Origin of the sequence: Streptomyces incanus, assembly GCF_042656345.1 — a bacterium.
GTDB lineage: Bacteria > Actinomycetota > Actinomycetes > Streptomycetales > Streptomycetaceae > Streptomyces > Streptomyces incanus.
Window position 1 is genome coordinate 43,638 of sequence record NZ_JBHSPC010000077.1, and the last position, 15,580, is coordinate 59,217.

Sequence of the window (15,580 nt, forward strand, 5' to 3'; positions counted from 1 at the left end):
GGACCCCGCACGGCCGTGCGCCGGAGGATCAGAAGGGGCGGTCGCCCGCGATGGCGACGCGTTCGGCGACCCGGCGGTGGGCGCCGTAGTCGTTGACCGCGTAGTGCTGGGTGGCCCGGTTGTCCCAGAACGCCACGTCACCGGGCTGCCAGCGGAAACGGACCTGGTACTCGGGGATGTGCGCCTGCTGGAAGAGGTAGCGCAGCAGCCGGTCGCTCTCCTCGCGGGGTATGCCGGTGATCCGGGTGGTGAAGGAGGCATTCACGAACAGCATGCGCCGCCCGGTGTCGGGATGTGTGCGCACGACGGGGTGTTCCACGGGCGGGAAGTGCTCCTGGTGCGGCGCGAGCCGTTCGGGCCCGTAGAACCGCGCGAAACCGGGGATGAAGTCATGCACGGCGCGGGCACCGTCGATACGGTCCTTCACGTCCTGCGGGAGGTTGTCGTAGGCGGCGGCCATGTCGGCCCACAGGGTGTCGCCGCCGGCCGGCGGCACCTCGCGCAACTGGAGGACGGCACCGAGCGCCGGCCGCTCGCGGAAGGTGACGTCGGCGTGCCAGACGTTCTCGAACGTCGGAGTGGACCCGCTGCCCTTGTCGAAGCGGACGACGTCCTCGCTGGTACCGGCGGCGAGCAGCGGGTTGGTCTCCAGCTCGCCCCAGTGGCGCGCGAAGGCGCGCTGCCGGTCGGGGGCGAGGTGCTGGCCCCGGAAGAACAGCACCTTCCACTCCAGCAGGGCCCGGTGGAGTTCGGCGCGCAGCTCGGGGCCGAGCGGACGGGACAGGTCGACTCCTCCGATCTCGGCACCGATCGTGCGTGCCTGCGGCTCGACCTCGAACAGCTCGTAGGGCCGCTCCTCCCACCCCTCGGGCACACGGCGCAGGACGCGCCGTCCTTCGTAGATGCCGTCTCCGGGGATACGCGTCTCACGCAGGGTGACGGTCGGTGCGGTGCTTGTGACGGTCATGGGGCGTCCTTCCTCTGTACACGGGGGCGAACGGGACGCGGAGATGCGGACGGGCCGGCCGTGTCGGGGCACGGACCGTCCCGGCATCGCGGACGCCGAGGCGCACACCCGCCGTACGCGGGTGTGCGGGACTGCCGGGACGGCCCGGAAAAGGGGCTGCGCGGGGCCGTCGGCCGGGAAGGCGGGGAAGCGGGCTCGGGCGGTGAGAGGCCGGGCCGGGGTCAGAGGGTGCGGCCGGCTATCGGCCGGAGCGCTCGCAGCCGGTTCGATCCGGGACGCGCGGCGCCCCCGACATCCTGACGAACCAGTACGTGGTCATGGCGACGATTGTGTGATCTTGCCCGTCTTCTGTCAACGGGGCCCCGTTCGGCCGCCGAACCCGTCCACCAGGTCCGGGGCCCGTCATCGTCGCCGGCCCTCACTGCTGGCGTAATATGGATTTCTGTATAATAGTGGGCGTGGGTGATCGATGGTCGATTGCGATCGAACCAGAGGTTCGGCAGTGGCTGGAGCTTCTGGCGGACGCGCATTACGACAAGGCTGAACGTGCTGTTGACATGCTCGCGGACCAGCCGACCACTCTGGGGGAGCCGTACGCTCGTCACCTCGGCGGCAAGGTACGAGAGCTGCGCTTCACCATGGACGGCAATGCCGTCCGCATCACGTACTGGCTCGCTCCCGACCGGCGCATTGTGCTGCTGACGGTGTTCCGCAAGGCCAGGCAACGCGAGAGTGGCGAGGTCGAGCGTGCCCAGCAGGTGCAGAAGGTATGCGAGGTCGGTCACGGCCCTGCCGAGCACAGCTACGACCGGACGGAGGAAGGGAACCCATGAACCACTCCGAGTGGAAGACCCGCCGGACCAGGAAGCTTCTGGGGGAGACGGCCGAGGAGTCCGCCGCCTATATCGAAGCCGGGTATGCCTTCGCCCTCGGCCAGGCTGTCCACGACCGGCGTACTGCGCTCGGCCTGTCGCAGACCGAGCTGGCGCGGCGGGCGGAGATGACCCAGCCGCAGATCTCCAACATCGAGGGCGGAGACTCTGTACCGACTCTGCCGCTGCTCACCCGTCTGGCCAAGGCTCTGGACGCGTCACTGACCATCGACCTGGATCGTGACACGTCGGCTTTTACCTTCACCCCGCACGGACGTCATCAGCCGGAGGAAACGCTGCCGGATGGACGCGACTCGGCAGCTTGAGTCACGTCCGCAGGGCGAGATCGGTCTCGGCGGCGACGAACTCACGCCCGCGCTGGAGGACATGTACCGCGCCTGTACCGCGAGGCGTCTCACGGTAGGTACGGCGGTGACGATGGGTGAGGGGAGCGGTACACCTACGGGTGATCCGGGCTGCCCGCCTCGGTGGCCTGGTCCGTCAGGAGTTGGTGGAGGGGCTCGGTCGCGCGGCGGCGGTACTCCTGGACCGCCCAGCCGTTGCCGTCCGGGTCCTTGAAGTACATGAAGGTGGCGCCGTCGTCCGGGGCGTACACGACCGGCTCGGAGATCTCCAGGCCGCGGGCGGTCAGTTCGGCGTGGGCCGCCTTGATGTCGGCGACGCACAGCTGCAGGCCCTGGTACGAGCCCGGGGTCGGGCGGGTGTCGCCCGACATCTCCCAGATGCTGTCGCCCAGCGCGATCGAACAGCCGGAGCCCGGGGGCGTCAGCTGGACGATGCGCATGCCCGGCATGACCTCCCGGTCGATGTCGACGTGGAAGCCGACCTTGTCCCGGTAGAAGTCCCTGGCCCGGTCGATGTCGCTGACGGGCAGCGGAAGCACTTCGAGGGTCATGGCCATGTTCATCGGATTTCCTCCGGCTGAGTCGGTGCGGTCGGTGCGGGCTTTCGGTGTCACGTGAACCGCCGTCTGGTCCGGCTGAACGACTCTCCCTCACCGAAGCCGAAAACGGTGTGTGGCGCCACCGAAAACACGACAGCGTGTCCGGATGGTTTGACCCCGCCCGCCCCCGGAACTCATCGCGCACGGCCGTGCCGGGGCCGGGGCGCGGTGGGGCGGATAGGCTCGTCGCCTGGATGGGTTCGTGGCGAGCCGGATGTGAGCCCGACGCGGGCCGAGGACCGAGGGAGACCGGGGATGACGTCGGTGCCGGGGCGCAGGAGCAGTACCTTCACTCGGCTGCTGCGGCACGGTTTCACCGACCCGTCGGCCGCCGAGCGGCTGCTGGACAGCCCCGAGCTGGCCGCGGTGCGCGACGATCCGGTCCTGCTCGAGGCGCTCGGCGGCACCGCCGACCCCGACCTCGCGCTGCTGGGACTGGTCCGGCTGCTGGAGGCGCAGACCGGCGCCACCGGCCGGCAGGAGCTGCTGGACACCCTGATCGCCGCCAAGCCGCTGCGCGACCGGCTGCTCGGTGTGCTCGGTGCCTCCGAGGCCCTGGCCGACCATCTCGCCCGGCACGCCGACGACTGGCAGGCACTCGTCACCTACGAGGCGCGGGACCTGCACCCCGGCGTGACCGAGTTCGAGCACGGCCTCGCCGAAACCACCGACCCCGTGTCGCTGCGCGTCGCCTACCGGCGCTGCCTGCTGTCCATCGCCGCCCGCGACGTCTGCGGCACCACCGAGGTGTCCGAGACCGCCGCCGAACTCGCCGACCTCGCCACCGCCACCCTGCGCGCCGCCCTCGCGCTCGCCGAGGCCGCCGCGCCCGAGGACGCCGCCCTGTGCCGGCTGGCGGTGGTCGCGATGGGCAAGTGCGGCGGGCACGAGCTGAACTACGTGTCGGACGTCGACGTCATCTTCGTCGGCGAGCCGGCGCACGGCGCCGACGAGGCCAAGGCCCTGCGCGCCGCCACCCGGCTGGCCGCGCACATGATGCGGATCTGTTCCGAGAACACCGTCGAGGGCACCATCTGGCCCGTCGACGCCAACCTGCGGCCCGAGGGCCGCAACGGCCCGCTGGTGCGCACCCTCGCCTCGCACCGCGCCTACTACCAGCGCTGGGCCAAGACCTGGGAGTTCCAGGCACTGCTCAAGGCCCGCCCGGTGGCCGGCGACCTCGCCCTCGGCGAGGAGTACGTGGCCGCCCTTCGTCCACTGGTGTGGCAGGTCGCCGAGCGGGAGAACTTCGTCGCCGACGTGCAGAAGATGCGCCGCCGGGTGATCGACAACATCCCCACCGCCGAGGTCGACCGCCAGCTCAAGCTCGGCCCCGGCGGACTGCGCGACGTCGAGTTCGCCGTACAGCTGCTCCAACTGGTGCACGGCCGCACCGACACCTCACTGCGCAGCGCCACCACCCTCGACGCGCTGGGGGCCCTCGCCGCCGGCGGCTACGTCGGCCGCGCGGACGCCGCCCAGCTCGACGACGCCTACCGCTTCCTGCGCTCCCTGGAGCACCGCATCCAGCTCTTCAGGCTGCGCCGCACCCACCTGGTTCCGGAGAACGACGCCGACCTGCGCCGCATCGGCCGCTCCCTGGGCCTGCGCACCGACCCGGTGACGAGCCTGACCCGCGCATGGCGGCGGCACACCTCCGTCGTACGGCGGCTGCACGAGAAGCTGTTCTACCGGCCGCTGCTCGACGCGGTCGCCCAGCTCGCCCCCGGCGAGGCCCGGCTCAGCGCCGAGGCGGCCCGGGAACGACTGGTCGCCCTCGGCTACGCCGACCCGGCCGCCGCCCTGCGCCACCTGGAGGCGCTGGCGTCCGGCGTGACCCGCAAGGCGGCCATCCAGCGGACCCTGCTGCCCGTGCTGCTCGGCTGGTTCGCCGAATCCGCCGACCCGGACGCCGGCCTGCTCAACTTCCGCAAGGTCTCCGACGCGCTCGGCAAGACCCCCTGGTACCTGCGGCTGCTGCGCGACGAGGGCGCCGCAGCCGAGAACCTCGCCCGCGTCCTGTCCGCCGGGCGGCTCGCCCCCGACCTGCTGCTGCGCGCACCCGAGGCGGTGGCCCTGCTCGGCGACGGAGAGGCCGGCGGTCTCAGGCCACGCTCCCGCGCCCACCTGGAACAGGAGGTCCTCGCCGCCGTCCGCCGCGCCGACGGCGCCGCCCAGGCCGTCGGCGCCGCCCGCGGGATCCGCCGCCGCGAACTGTTCCGCACCGCCGCCACCGACATCATCGGCTCCTACGGCACCGAGTCCCAGCCCGCCGAGGCCGACCAGGGCGCCCTGGTGGACCTGGTCGGCGGCGCCGTGTCCGACCTGACCGCCGCCACCCTCGCCGGCACGCTGCGCGCCGTCGTCCGGGAGGGCTGGGGGGATGCCCTGCCCACCCGCTTCGCGATCATCGGGGTGGGCCGCTTCGGCGGCCACGAGCTGGGCTACGGCTCCGACGCGGACGTCCTGTTCGTCCACGAGCCGCGCGACGGCGTGGACGAGCGGGAGGCGGCCGACGCGGCCGGCAAGGTCGTCGCCGAGATGCGCCGCCTGCTCCAGGTCCCCAGCGCCGACCCGCCCCTGCTCATCGACGCGGACCTGCGCCCCGAGGGCCGGTCCGGGCCGCTGGTGCGCACCCTGGGGTCGTACGAGGCGTACTACCGGCGCTGGTCCCTGGTGTGGGAGCGGCACGCGCTGCTGCGCGCCGAGCCCGTGGCCGGCGACGAGGACCTCGGTCGCGGCTTCGTCGAGCTGATCGACCCGCTGCGCTACCCGCCCGCCGGGCTCGCCGAGGAGGACGTGCGCGAGATCCGGCGCCTGAAGGCCCGCATGGAGTCCGAGCGGCTGCCGCGCGGCACCGATCCCAAGCTGCACGTCAAGCTCGGTCCCGGCGGCCTGTCCGACGTGGAGTGGACCGTCCAGCTGATCCAGCTGCGGCACGCCGCGCACGTGCCGGGGCTGCGCACCACCCGTACCCGCGAGGCGCTGGCGGCCGCCCGGGCGGCCGGGCTGATCTCCGCGGACGACGCGGGCATCCTCGACGAGGCCTGGGTGCTGGCCACCGGCGTGCGCAACGCGGTCATGCTGGTCCGGGGCCGGGCCGGGGACACCTTCCCCACCAACCCGCGCGAACTGGCCGCGGTCGGCCGCTACCTCGGCTACGGTCCGGGCCACGCCGGTGACATGCTCGACGTGTACCGGCGCACGGCCCGCAGGGCGCGGGGCGTGATGGAGGAGCTGTTCTACGGCGGGGCGTAGGGGCGGGCCGCGGGCACCCGGCGCAGGCGGCGGGCGTGGTCGCCCGGAGTGCGGGGCGCCGCAGTGGTGCGGGGCGCCTCCTCGATGGTGAAGGACGCCTCAGGGGTGCGGGGCGTCCGGCGCGTGGGCGGACGCGCTCGTGGCGGTGCCGTCCGGGGTGCGCGGGCTCACGACGCCCGTGTTCGCGCGGCCCGCGCCCTCACCGTCCGAACCCGCGACGGCCTTGTCCGTGCCGCGCCTGCCAAGGAAAGCCCTGCCCGGGAAGGTCCTGCTCCAGCCGCCTCGGTCCCGGCCGCCCCCGCCGTCCGGTACCCCCCGCGGCAGCGCGTACGGCCTGCTCCCGTACCAGAGGGTCGCCAGCGCGATGCCGAAGGCGAGGCAGAGCACGCCGCCCACCGCGTCCAGCCAGAAGTGGTTGGCGGTGGCCACGATGACCACCATCGTGCCCGCCGGGTACAGCAGGCCCAGGGCCTTCGCCCACGGGACCGTCGCCAGCGCGAAGATGGTCAGCCCGCACCACACCGACCAGCCGATGTGCATCGACGGCATCGCGGCGTACTGGTTGGACATGTTCTTCAGGTCACCGGAGGCCATCGAACCCCAGGTCTCGTGGACCATCACGGTGTCGATGAAGTCGCCGCCGTGCATCAGCCGCGGCGGGGCGAGCGGGAACAGGTAGTAACCGGCCAGGGCGACGGCGGTGGTCGAGAACAGCACCAGTCTGGTCGCCGCGTAACGGCCGGGGTGACTACGGTAGAGCCACACCAGAACACCCAGCGTGATCACGAAGTGCAGTGTGGCGTAGTAGTAGTTCATGCCGACGACGAGCCAGGTCACCGAGTTCACGGCGTGGTTGACCGACTGTTCGAAGGCGAGACCGAGCTGTCGCTCCAGATCCCAGAGCCAGTCCGCGTTGCGCAGTGCCTCGGACTTCTGCTCCGGCACGGCGTTGCGGACGAGCGAGTACGTCCAGTAGCTCACCGCGATCAGCAGGATCTCGAACCACAGCCGCGGCCGGCGGGGGGCGCGAAGCCGGCGCAGGAGCCCCGTTCCCGGCCTGTCCTCGACGGGGTGCGCTGCGGCCTGATGCCGGCCTTCCAGCGTGGTCACCGTCGTCTCGCCCATGGGTACAGAGTCTGCCAGAAAAGCCTCTTCCGCAGATCATCACCCGGGGGCAGCCGACCCGCATGTTCTCTCCGGGAAGGGGCCCCGCCGCCTCTTTCCGGAGCAGGGCGCGAGGATTCGCCGCCTGCGGCCTGTGGACGGCACGGCGATTCGCAGAAGCCCGGGACCCCCGTCCCCGGCCCCGGCCGGCGGGCGGGAGTGCGTGCACGGCGGCGCGGGCGAACGGGGCCGGGACACCGCCCCGACCGATCAGCGGCGTGCCGTCCGCAGAGGACGGGCGTTCCTTCGCGGCACGCGCTGTCGCCGTGACCAGACGTCACGCGTGACCAGGCGTCACCGCCCCACAAGTGCACCAGAGCCTGCTTCTCGGGAGCCGGACACCGGGCGATTCAGAGACGGGGCCGGGTGGCGGTGTCGAGGTAGAAGGAGTCGATGCTCTGGACGGCCCGCTCGAACTCCTCCAGGTTGACGGGCTTGGTCACGTAGGCGTTGGCGTGACTGCTGTACGCGCCGGTGACGTCGTCCGGAGCGGTGGACGTGGTCAGGACGACCACGGGGATCGTCTGCAGGTCGTCATCGTTCTTCAGGACCTTGAGCAGATCGCGGCCGTTCATCCGGGGCATGTTCAGGTCGAGGACGATGAGGTCGGGTCGCGGAGTGCCCGGGGCCCGCAGGTGTTCCAGCGCGGCGACTCCGTCGGTGACCTGGACGAGGTTGCGGGCTCCGCGCTCGGAGAGGGCTTCCTCGATGAGCATGGCGTCGGCGATGTCGTCTTCGACGAGCAGGACGTCGAAGGGACGGGCGGGGGTGGTCATGGTCGGATGCTCCGTGGGTTTCTCGGTGGAGTGGTGGAAAAGCCCCGGCCAGCGGCGCCGGGCACCTTGCCGGGTCATACCGCAGGCGGCACCGATCTGCGGGTAGCCGGCGCCCGCGCGGGCGGCAGCCGTGGCTGCCTCCTGCTGGAGCCGTTCAGTGGCCTGTTTGAGGTGATCCAGCACGCGGAGCAGAGCCAAGGCCTGTGCCGGGTCGTCCGGTGCCGGGTGCGACGGGGCTCCCAGAAGCCGGCGGGCGAGGCGCTGCGCGAGATCACCGACTGCCGCGTCCGTGAGGGAGGCGGTCTCCTGCGGGGTGATCCGCGATACGAAGTCCTTGCCGGGCATGCCCGGCACTCTAGATCCCGAAGCAGCTCCGCGACAACAAGGGTTGTCGCCCTCTACAGTGTGCTGGCCCAACTTTCAAGGTGATCGCCGCAGCGAGGAGCCCACAGGATGACTGCCGACGAGAGGCGATCGCGTATGCGAGGGTTTTCCACGTGGACGACCAGGCGGTGGCTTCGCGTGGGGGTGGCCGTGTCCCTCGTGGTTCTGGCCCTGCTCGGGACAGCGGGCGCGTGGGTCCTGGGGCGGACCCAGTCGATCAGCGACGAACTCGTGAACGTGCGGTCCCCCGCGCTGACCGTCGCGATCCGCCTGGAAGCGGCCGTGCTCAACCAGGAGACCGGAATCCGCGGCTACGGGCTCACCGGCATGCCGGAGTTCATCACCCCCTACGAGCAGGGGCTCACCGAGCAGGAAGCGAGCCTCGGTCAACTCACCAAGCTGCTCGAGGACGACCACGCGGGTCTGGACGACCTGAAGACCGTGCAGGACGCCGTGGCGAAGTGGCAGGAGAGGATCGCCCGGCCCGTTGCCGCCGCGCCCGCCGGCTCACCCTCACCGATGGCCACCCAACGGGCGATGGAGGGCAAGGCGGCCTTCGACGACGTCCGTGCCGCCCTGAGCGGCCAGCAGGAACAGCTGCGCGCGGACCGCGTACGGGTGAGGGACGACCTGATGGACACGATGGCCCTGAGGAACGGGGTGTTCGGCACCATCGCGGTGCTCATCGTCGTCCTCACGGCTCTGGTCTTCGAAGGACTGCGCCGTGGCATCAACATGCCGCTGGAGCGGCTCGGCGCGGACGCCCGCGCCGTCGCCGGCGGTGACTTCGACCATCCCATCACCCCGACCGGCCCCGCCGACCTGCGGCGCCTCAGCCGTGAGATCGACTTCATGCGACAGCGTCTCGTACGGGAACTGGCCCTCAGCGAGGACACACGACTGCGGCTGGACGCGCAGGCCGCGAACCTTCAGCGTTCCAACGCCGAGCTGGAGCAGTTCGCGTACGTGGCCTCCCACGACCTGCAGGAGCCGCTGCGCAAGGTCTCCAGCTTCACCCAGCTCCTCCAGCGGCGCTACGGAGGACAGCTCGACAGCCGGGCCGACCAGTACATCGACTTCGCGGTCGACGGGGCGAACCGCATGCAGACCCTCATCAACGACCTGCTCGACTTCTCCCGGGTCGGGCGGCTGCACAACGCCCACCAGGGCGTCGACCTGGACAAGGTGCTGGAAAGGACCCTGTCCGAGCTGAGCGTCGGCATCGAGGAGGCCGGAGCGGAGATCACCCACGATCCGCTGCCGACCCTGTTCGCCGACCCCACCCAGATGGGCATGCTCTGGCAGAACCTGATAGGCAACGCCGTCAAGTTCCGCCGCCCGGGCGAAACGCCGAAGATCCACGTCGCGGCGGCCCGAGAGGGCGAACTATGGCGGTTCACCGTCACCGACAACGGCATCGGCATCGCACCGGAGTACGCCGACAAGGTGTTCGTGATCTTCCAGCGGCTGCACACCAAGGACACCTACACCGGCAGCGGAATCGGCCTCGCGATGTGCAAGAAGATCGTCGAGTTCCACGGGGGCGCCATCAGGGTCGACCCGGAATACCACGACGGCGCACGCATCACCTTCACCCTCGCGCCCCGGCCGCCGGAGAACCCCGGCCCGTCCACCGTGCCGGAGGCCACCCGCGCCGACGCGGAGCCGGTGCGATGACGGAAGCCATGACGGCCGCGCCGGAAGCGGCCTCCGAGGGGCCGGTGTACCGCATCCTGCTGATCGAGGACGACCCGGGCGACGCCCTGCTCGTGGAGGAACTCCTGCACGACACGGGCATGCGGTTCGCGCTGACCACCCGGACCACTCTGGTCGAGGCGCGCGCCGAACTGGCCGGCAGCCCGATCGACTGCGTCCTCCTCGACCTGCACCTGCCCGACGTGTCGGGTGTCGACGCGGTCACGGCCGTGCGCGGACTGGCCCCGCACACCGCGGTGATCGTCCTGACCGGGCTGTCCGAGGACCGGGCGGGCACCGAGGCCATGGCCGCCGGAGCGCAGGACTACCTCGTCAAGGGCAAGGTCGAAGCGGACCTGCTGCGAAGGACGCTGCGCTACGCCGTCTACCGGAGCCGGACGGAACGCGCGAGCGCCCAAGCCCAGGCCACCCGGCTGCGGGCGGAGGAGAACGCCCGCCTGGAACGCGGCCTGCTGCCCCGGCCGATGCTCGACACCTCCACGGTGAGGGTGACGTCCCGCTACCTGCCCGGCGCCGCGATGGCCCTGCTCGGCGGGGACTTCCTCGACGTGGTGGAGGGAGACGACGGGCTGGTGCACGCCGTCGTGGGCGACGTCAGCGGCCACGGTCCCGACGCCGCGGCGTTGGGTGTCTGTCTGCGGATCGCCTGGCGCTCCCTGGTGCTCGGCGGGCACCGCGGAGACGACCTGCTGCACCTGATGGAACGCCTTTTGATCGCCGAACGCGACAGCCAACACCTGTTCGCCACCTGCACTCTCCTCACTCTCGACCAGAGCTCCGGCACTGCCGTCCTCCACCTGGCCGGCCACCACGAGCCCCTCCTCACCACAGCCGAGGGGACCCGGGAAGTGAGCGCCGAACACGGCATCGCCCTGGGCATCGTCCCCGGAGAGTGCAGCTGGCCCTCCACGGTCGTTCCGCTCCCGGCCGCCGGAGCCCTGACCATCTACACCGACGGCCTCATCGAAGGGCACAACGGGACGAAGGGGGAGCGGCTCGGCGTCGAAGGGCTGCTCGGGCTGATCGGGGACCTGCCGTCGGCGGACCCGGCAGACCACGTCGACCTCCTCATCAAGGAAACCCACGCGCTGAACGCCGGCCGCCACTCCGACGACCTGGCCGTGCTCCGCCTCGACTGGGGCGATCGGCCCACCCGCCTCTGAGAACCCCGTGCGCCGGCAGGGGGCCGGCGACTGCGGCAGCCGCGATACCGTCCGCGGGGCTCCTCGCCGGTGTGCGCGGAGGCGGAGGGCACGAGCGGGCCCGGCGGCTGCCGGCGCCGCGCCCCGGACCGGCCCCAAGGCTTGTCCCGCACCTCTGGAGACCGCTTGCCGGCGTCCGGTGCGACCCGGTGCGACCTGATGAGGCAGGTCGTCGTCGAGGCCGGGAGTCGGGCCGGAACCGGACAAGCCGATCCGGCGGCGGTGACCCGCCGGCCCCTGCGCCGAGTCACGGACAAAGCTCAGGGCGTGCAGATCAATGACACGCCGATTTCGGTTCTGCGCCTGCGACATGGGCCAGAAGTGGCTGACCTGCGGCGACGTCGCACCGAGTAGGCGCCGAGGTCGGCACCAGCGGGGCGTGGACCCGCGTGTTGTTCGGAGGCGCGCTCTTAGGAACGGTTCCGGTCCCCGGGTGCCGAAGCCGTCGAGCCCCGGACCACCAGTTCCGGCATGAACACGAACTCGCTGTGCGGGGCGGGCGTCCCGCCGATCTCCTCCAGCAGGGTGCGCACCGCGGCCTGGCCCATCGCCGGGACCGGCTTGCGGACCGTGGTCAGCGGCGGGTCGGTGAAGGCGATCAGCGGGGAGTCGTCGAAGCCGACCACCGAGATGTCCGTCGGCACCTCCAGACCGCGCTGCCGGGCCGCCCGTATCGCGCCCAGCGCCATCATGTCGCTGGCGCACACCACCGCCGTGCACCCGCGGTCCATGAGCGCGGTGGCGGCGGCCTGGCCGCCCTCCAAGGTGTACAGGGAGTGCTGGACCAGCTCCGTCTCCACGGTCTCGGCGGCCAGGCCCAGCTGCTCCTGCACAGTGCGGACGAAGCCCTCGATCTTGCGCTGCACCGGCACGAACCGCTTCGGCCCCAGCGCCAGCCCGATCCGGGTGTGGCCGAGGGAGGCGAGATGCGTGACCGCCAGCGCCATCGCCGCCCGGTCGTCGGGCGAGATGAACGGCGCCTGCACCTTCGGCGAGAAGCCGTCGACCAGCACGAACGGCACCCCCCGGGCGCGCAGTCGCTCGTAGCGCTGCATGTCGGCCGTGGTGTCCGCGTGCAGCCCGGAGACGTAGATGATGCCGGCCACCCCGCGGTCGACGAGCATCTCCGTCAGCTCGTCCTCCGTCGACCCGCCCGGGGTCTGGGTGGCCAGGACCGGCGTGTAGCCCTGGCGGGTCAGTGCCTGCCCGATGACCTGGGCCAGCGCGGGGAAGATCGGATTCTCCAGCTCGGGAGTGATCAGCCCCACCAGGCCCTCGCTGCGCTGCCGCAACCGCACCGGGCGTTCGTAGCCCAGAACGTCGAGAGCGGCGAGGACGGACTGGCGGGTGGTGGCGGCGACGCCCGGCTTGCCGTTGAGCACACGGCTGACGGTCGCCTCACTCACCCCGGCCTGAGCGGCGATGTCGGCAAGACGTGTGGTCACAGCACCGGACCCTATCGGCCGTCCCACTCCTTGCACACCGGCCGGACGCCTGGTGCGTGCCGTCGAACGGCCCGTCGCGGGCTGCTGGGTCATCGCGGTCCCTCATGTCGTGGTCGGCATGTCGCTCGGCGTCCGTCCCGCAACGGATGATCCCCCCGACGGAAACGGATGGCAAGTACTTGCAGAGTCTTGCACAGCTGTCCGAACGCCTGTCCTGGCACCGGAAACCCGGCGGTGGCACGGCGATCGGGACACTATGGGGAGGGGGCGAGGAGAGGTCACGACGGGATAACCGTCGGACTTTCTTGCAAAATTTTTCAGCAAGGTCTTTCGGATCGGTTGCATCGCTGTTACGTTCACGTCGCCCGGCGGCCCCATCGGCGCGGTCGGCAAGTCGGCAGGTCGGCAGACGGGGCCGTATCTGCAGCACACGGGCTTTCACCCTCAAGGAGAACTCATGCGGCGTGGCATAGCGGCCACCGCGCTGGTGGCGTCCCTCGCCCTCACGGCGACGGCCTGCGGCGGAGACAGCGACAGCGGCGACTCGGCCGACGGCCCGGTCACCATCACCTGGTGGGACACCTCCAACGCGACCAACGAGGCGCCGACGTACCAGGCCCTGGTCAAGGAGTTCGAGGCCGCCAACAAGGACGTCAAGGTCAAGTACGTCAACGTCCCCTTCGACCAGGCGCAGAACAAGTTCGACACCGCCGCCGGTTCCAAGGGTGCTCCCGACGTGCTGCGCTCCGAGGTCGGCTGGACCCCCGCCTTCGCCAAGAAGGGCTTCTTCCTGCCGCTGGACGGCACCGAGGCGCTGAAGGACCAGGCGAAGTTCAAGTCCAACCTGATCGAGCAGGCCACGTACGAGGACAAGGTCTACGGCGTCCCGTTCGTCACGGACACGCTCGCGCTGGTCTACAACAAGGAACTGTTCGAGAAGGCCGGCGTCGAGGCTCCCAAGACCTGGGACGACCTGAAGAAGGCCGCCGCCGCCATCAAGGACAAGACCGGCGTCGACGGCTACTGGGGCTCCACCCAGGCCTACTACGCCCAGTCCTTCCTCTACGGCGAGGGCACCGACACGGTCGACGCCGACGCCAAGAAGATCACCGTCAAGTCGCCCGAGGCCAAGAAGGCCTACGGCACCTGGCTGGACCTCTTCGACGGCAAGGGCCTCAAGAAGGCCGACACCACCGCCGACGCCTACGCCCACATCCAGGACGCGTTCGTCAACGGCAAGGTCGCCGCGATCATCCAGGGCCCGTGGGAGATCACCAACTTCTACAAGGGCTCGGCCTTCAAGGACAAGAGCAACCTCGGCATCGCGACCGTCCCGGCCGGCACCTCCGGCACGGCGGGCGCCCCGACCGGTGGCCACAACCTCTCCGTCTACGCCGGCTCCGACGCCGCGAAGCAGAAGGCCGCGCTGAAGTTCGTGAACTTCATGAGCTCGGCCAAGGCCCAGGAGACCATCGCCCTGAAGAACTCCACGCTGCCCACGCGTGACGACGCCTACACCGACAAGGTCAAGGCCGACCCGGGCATCGCCGGCTACCAGACGGTCCTCGAGGCCGCCCAGCCGCGCCCGGCCCTGCCCGAGTACAGCTCGCTGTGGGGTCCGCTCGACGACGAACTGCCCCAGATCGCGGGCGGCAAGGAGTCCCTGGACAAGGGTCTGGGCGACGCCGAGATCGCCATCGCCAAGCTGGTGCCGGACTTCAGCAAGTAGAGCCCGCGTGGCCGCCGGGTCCCTTCCGGGAGGGAAGGGTCCGGCGGCCACCGGCCTGTGTGCCGAACCCCTTGATCATCCAGAAGGTGCCGAACCATGACAGTCGCCATCGACCGCGCGACCGGCAAGCGCAGCGGTGACCGCCCGCCCCGCGCCGGCCGGGCCGGCCGCCTGAAGCACGCCTACCAGAAGTACTGGTACGCCTTCGCCATGATCGTGCCCGTGGTCGTCGTGCTCGGCGTCCTCGTGCTGTATCCCCTGGCGTACGGCTTCTACCTCACCCTCACCGACGCCAACAGCCTCAACTCGGCCCGCACCATCGGCGTCAACGAGATCGAGGCCACGTACAAGTTCATCGGCCTGGACAACTACGCCGACATCCTCTGGGGCGAGACGGCGTACGACCGCTTCTGGTCGCACTTCATCTGGACGATCGTCTGGACGGCGGCCTGCGTCGGCCTGCACTACACCATCGGTCTGGGCCTCGCCCTGCTGCTCAACCAGAAGCTGCGCGGCCGCACCTTCTACCGGCTGATCCTGATCCTGCCGTGGGCCGTGCCGACCTTCGTCACCGTCTTCGGCTGGCGGTTCATGCTCGCCGACGCCGGCGTCATCAACTCGGCCCTGGAGTCCCTCGGCCTGCCGACGCCGCTGTGGCTCGAGGACACCTTCTGGCAGCGGTTCGCCGCGATCATGGTCAACACCTGGTGCGGTGTGCCGTTCATGATGGTCTCCCTGCTCGGCGGCCTCCAGTCGATCGACGGGACGCTGTACGAGGCGGCCGAGATGGACGGCGCCAACGCCTGGCAGCGGTTCCGTCACGTCACCCTGCCGGGCCTGCGCTCGGTCAGCTCCACCGTCGTGCTGCTCGGCATCATCTGGACCTTCAACCAGTTCGCCGTCATCTTCCTGCTGTTCGGCAACACCGCCCCGGACGCGCAGATCCTCGTCACCTGGGCGTACCAACTCGGCTTCGGGCAGCAGCCGCGCGACTTCGCGCAGTCCGCCGCCTACGGCATGCTGCTGCTGGCCATCCTGATCGTCTTCACCTCCTTCTACCGCCGCTGGCTGAACCGCAATGAGCAGCAGCTCGCGATCTGAGG

General features: G+C 70.8%; 12 protein-coding genes and 1 pseudogene. 7 read left to right on the forward strand and 6 right to left on the reverse strand.

Translation table 11 applies throughout. The features are described from left to right. Positions 1-28 precede the first annotated feature (28 nt). Positions 29-967, reverse strand: a complete 939-nt coding sequence (locus tag ACFP2V_RS23445) for a TauD/TfdA dioxygenase family protein (protein WP_381215871.1) — start codon at positions 965-967, stop codon at positions 29-31. 434 nt (positions 968-1,401) lie between these two features. Here ACFP2V_RS23445 and ACFP2V_RS23450 point away from each other — a divergent pair, with 434 nt between their 5' ends. Beyond that, positions 1,402-1,800: a type II toxin-antitoxin system RelE/ParE family toxin gene (locus tag ACFP2V_RS23450; protein ID WP_381215874.1), complete on the forward strand. Its 399-nt coding sequence runs from the start codon at positions 1,402-1,404 to the stop codon at positions 1,798-1,800. Beyond that, positions 1,797-2,165, forward strand: coding sequence for a helix-turn-helix domain-containing protein (locus ACFP2V_RS23455; protein ID WP_381215877.1), 369 nt, complete (start codon positions 1,797-1,799; stop codon positions 2,163-2,165). The genes ACFP2V_RS23450 and ACFP2V_RS23455 overlap by 4 nt, the downstream gene beginning before the upstream one ends. 134 nt (positions 2,166-2,299) lie before the next feature. On the opposite strand, the gene ACFP2V_RS23460 is transcribed toward ACFP2V_RS23455, so the two are convergent. Both ACFP2V_RS23460 and ACFP2V_RS23465 read right to left on the reverse strand, forming a co-directional pair. Next, positions 2,300-2,761 (reverse strand): VOC family protein, encoded by a 462-nt coding sequence (locus tag ACFP2V_RS23460; protein ID WP_381216061.1) that lies wholly within the window; start codon positions 2,759-2,761, stop codon positions 2,300-2,302. A gap of 53 nt (positions 2,762-2,814) precedes the next feature. Continuing rightward, a pseudogene (locus tag ACFP2V_RS23465) lies at positions 2,815-2,907 on the reverse strand (pyridoxamine 5'-phosphate oxidase family protein); the annotation flags it as partial. Positions 2,908-3,058: 151 nt separating this feature from the next. Between ACFP2V_RS23465 and ACFP2V_RS23470 the strand changes: the two are divergent. Continuing rightward, positions 3,059-6,061, forward strand: coding sequence for a bifunctional [glutamine synthetase] adenylyltransferase/[glutamine synthetase]-adenylyl-L-tyrosine phosphorylase (locus ACFP2V_RS23470; RefSeq protein ID WP_381215880.1), 3,003 nt, complete (start codon positions 3,059-3,061; stop codon positions 6,059-6,061). A gap of 99 nt (positions 6,062-6,160) precedes the next feature. On the opposite strand, the gene ACFP2V_RS23475 is transcribed toward ACFP2V_RS23470, so the two are convergent. Together ACFP2V_RS23475 and ACFP2V_RS23480 are read right to left on the reverse strand one after the other, a co-directional pair. Then, complete coding sequence (locus ACFP2V_RS23475) at positions 6,161-7,186, reverse strand: phosphatase PAP2 family protein (protein WP_381215884.1); 1,026 nt, start codon at positions 7,184-7,186, stop codon at positions 6,161-6,163. Positions 7,187-7,575: 389 nt separating this feature from the next. Further along, complete coding sequence (locus ACFP2V_RS23480; RefSeq protein ID WP_381215887.1) at positions 7,576-8,346, reverse strand: response regulator; 771 nt, start codon at positions 8,344-8,346, stop codon at positions 7,576-7,578. 108 nt (positions 8,347-8,454) lie between these two features. On the opposite strand from ACFP2V_RS23480, the gene ACFP2V_RS23485 reads away from it, so the two are divergent. Continuing rightward, positions 8,455-10,062, forward strand: a complete 1,608-nt coding sequence (locus tag ACFP2V_RS23485) for a sensor histidine kinase (protein ID WP_381215890.1) — start codon at positions 8,455-8,457, stop codon at positions 10,060-10,062. Continuing rightward, a complete protein-coding gene (locus tag ACFP2V_RS23490; protein ID WP_381215893.1) occupies positions 10,059-11,264 on the forward strand; it encodes a PP2C family protein-serine/threonine phosphatase in 1,206 nt (401 codons plus the stop codon). The genes ACFP2V_RS23485 and ACFP2V_RS23490 overlap by 4 nt, the downstream gene beginning before the upstream one ends. Before the next feature lie 449 nt (positions 11,265-11,713). On the opposite strand, the gene ACFP2V_RS23495 is transcribed toward ACFP2V_RS23490, so the two are convergent. Next, a complete protein-coding gene (locus ACFP2V_RS23495) occupies positions 11,714-12,748 on the reverse strand; it encodes a LacI family DNA-binding transcriptional regulator (protein ID WP_381215896.1) in 1,035 nt (344 codons plus the stop codon). Between the two features lie 457 nt (positions 12,749-13,205). On the opposite strand from ACFP2V_RS23495, the gene ACFP2V_RS23500 reads away from it, so the two are divergent. After that, the gene (locus ACFP2V_RS23500; RefSeq protein WP_381215900.1) at positions 13,206-14,477 is read left to right on the forward strand and encodes an extracellular solute-binding protein; all 1,272 of its coding nucleotides are present in this window, start codon (positions 13,206-13,208) and stop codon (positions 14,475-14,477) included. A gap of 96 nt (positions 14,478-14,573) precedes the next feature. Beyond that, positions 14,574-15,578 (forward strand): carbohydrate ABC transporter permease, encoded by a 1,005-nt coding sequence (locus tag ACFP2V_RS23505; RefSeq protein WP_381215903.1) that lies wholly within the window; start codon positions 14,574-14,576, stop codon positions 15,576-15,578. Positions 15,579-15,580: the final 2 nt, after the last annotated feature.

Excerpts from the sequence above, each read along its gene's own strand:
- ACFP2V_RS23485 (WP_381215890.1), top strand. The coding sequence starts at position 8,455 with ATGACTGCCGACGAGAGGCGATCGCGTATGCGAGGGTTTTCCACGTGG.
- ACFP2V_RS23490 (WP_381215893.1), top strand. The coding sequence starts at position 10,059 with ATGACGGAAGCCATGACGGCCGCGCCGGAAGCGGCCTCCGAGGGGCCG.
- ACFP2V_RS23450 (WP_381215874.1), top strand. The coding sequence starts at position 1,402 with ATGGATTTCTGTATAATAGTGGGCGTGGGTGATCGATGGTCGATTGCG.
- ACFP2V_RS23480 (WP_381215887.1), bottom strand. The coding sequence starts at position 8,346 with ATGCCCGGCAAGGACTTCGTATCGCGGATCACCCCGCAGGAGACCGCC.
- ACFP2V_RS23475 (WP_381215884.1), bottom strand. The coding sequence starts at position 7,186 with ATGGGCGAGACGACGGTGACCACGCTGGAAGGCCGGCATCAGGCCGCA.
- ACFP2V_RS23500 (WP_381215900.1), top strand. The coding sequence starts at position 13,206 with ATGCGGCGTGGCATAGCGGCCACCGCGCTGGTGGCGTCCCTCGCCCTC.
- ACFP2V_RS23460 (WP_381216061.1), bottom strand. The coding sequence starts at position 2,761 with ATGGCCATGACCCTCGAAGTGCTTCCGCTGCCCGTCAGCGACATCGAC.
- ACFP2V_RS23445 (WP_381215871.1), bottom strand. The coding sequence starts at position 967 with ATGACCGTCACAAGCACCGCACCGACCGTCACCCTGCGTGAGACGCGT.
- ACFP2V_RS23505 (WP_381215903.1), top strand. The coding sequence starts at position 14,574 with ATGACAGTCGCCATCGACCGCGCGACCGGCAAGCGCAGCGGTGACCGC.
- ACFP2V_RS23470 (WP_381215880.1), top strand. The coding sequence starts at position 3,059 with ATGACGTCGGTGCCGGGGCGCAGGAGCAGTACCTTCACTCGGCTGCTG.
- ACFP2V_RS23455 (WP_381215877.1), top strand. The coding sequence starts at position 1,797 with ATGAACCACTCCGAGTGGAAGACCCGCCGGACCAGGAAGCTTCTGGGG.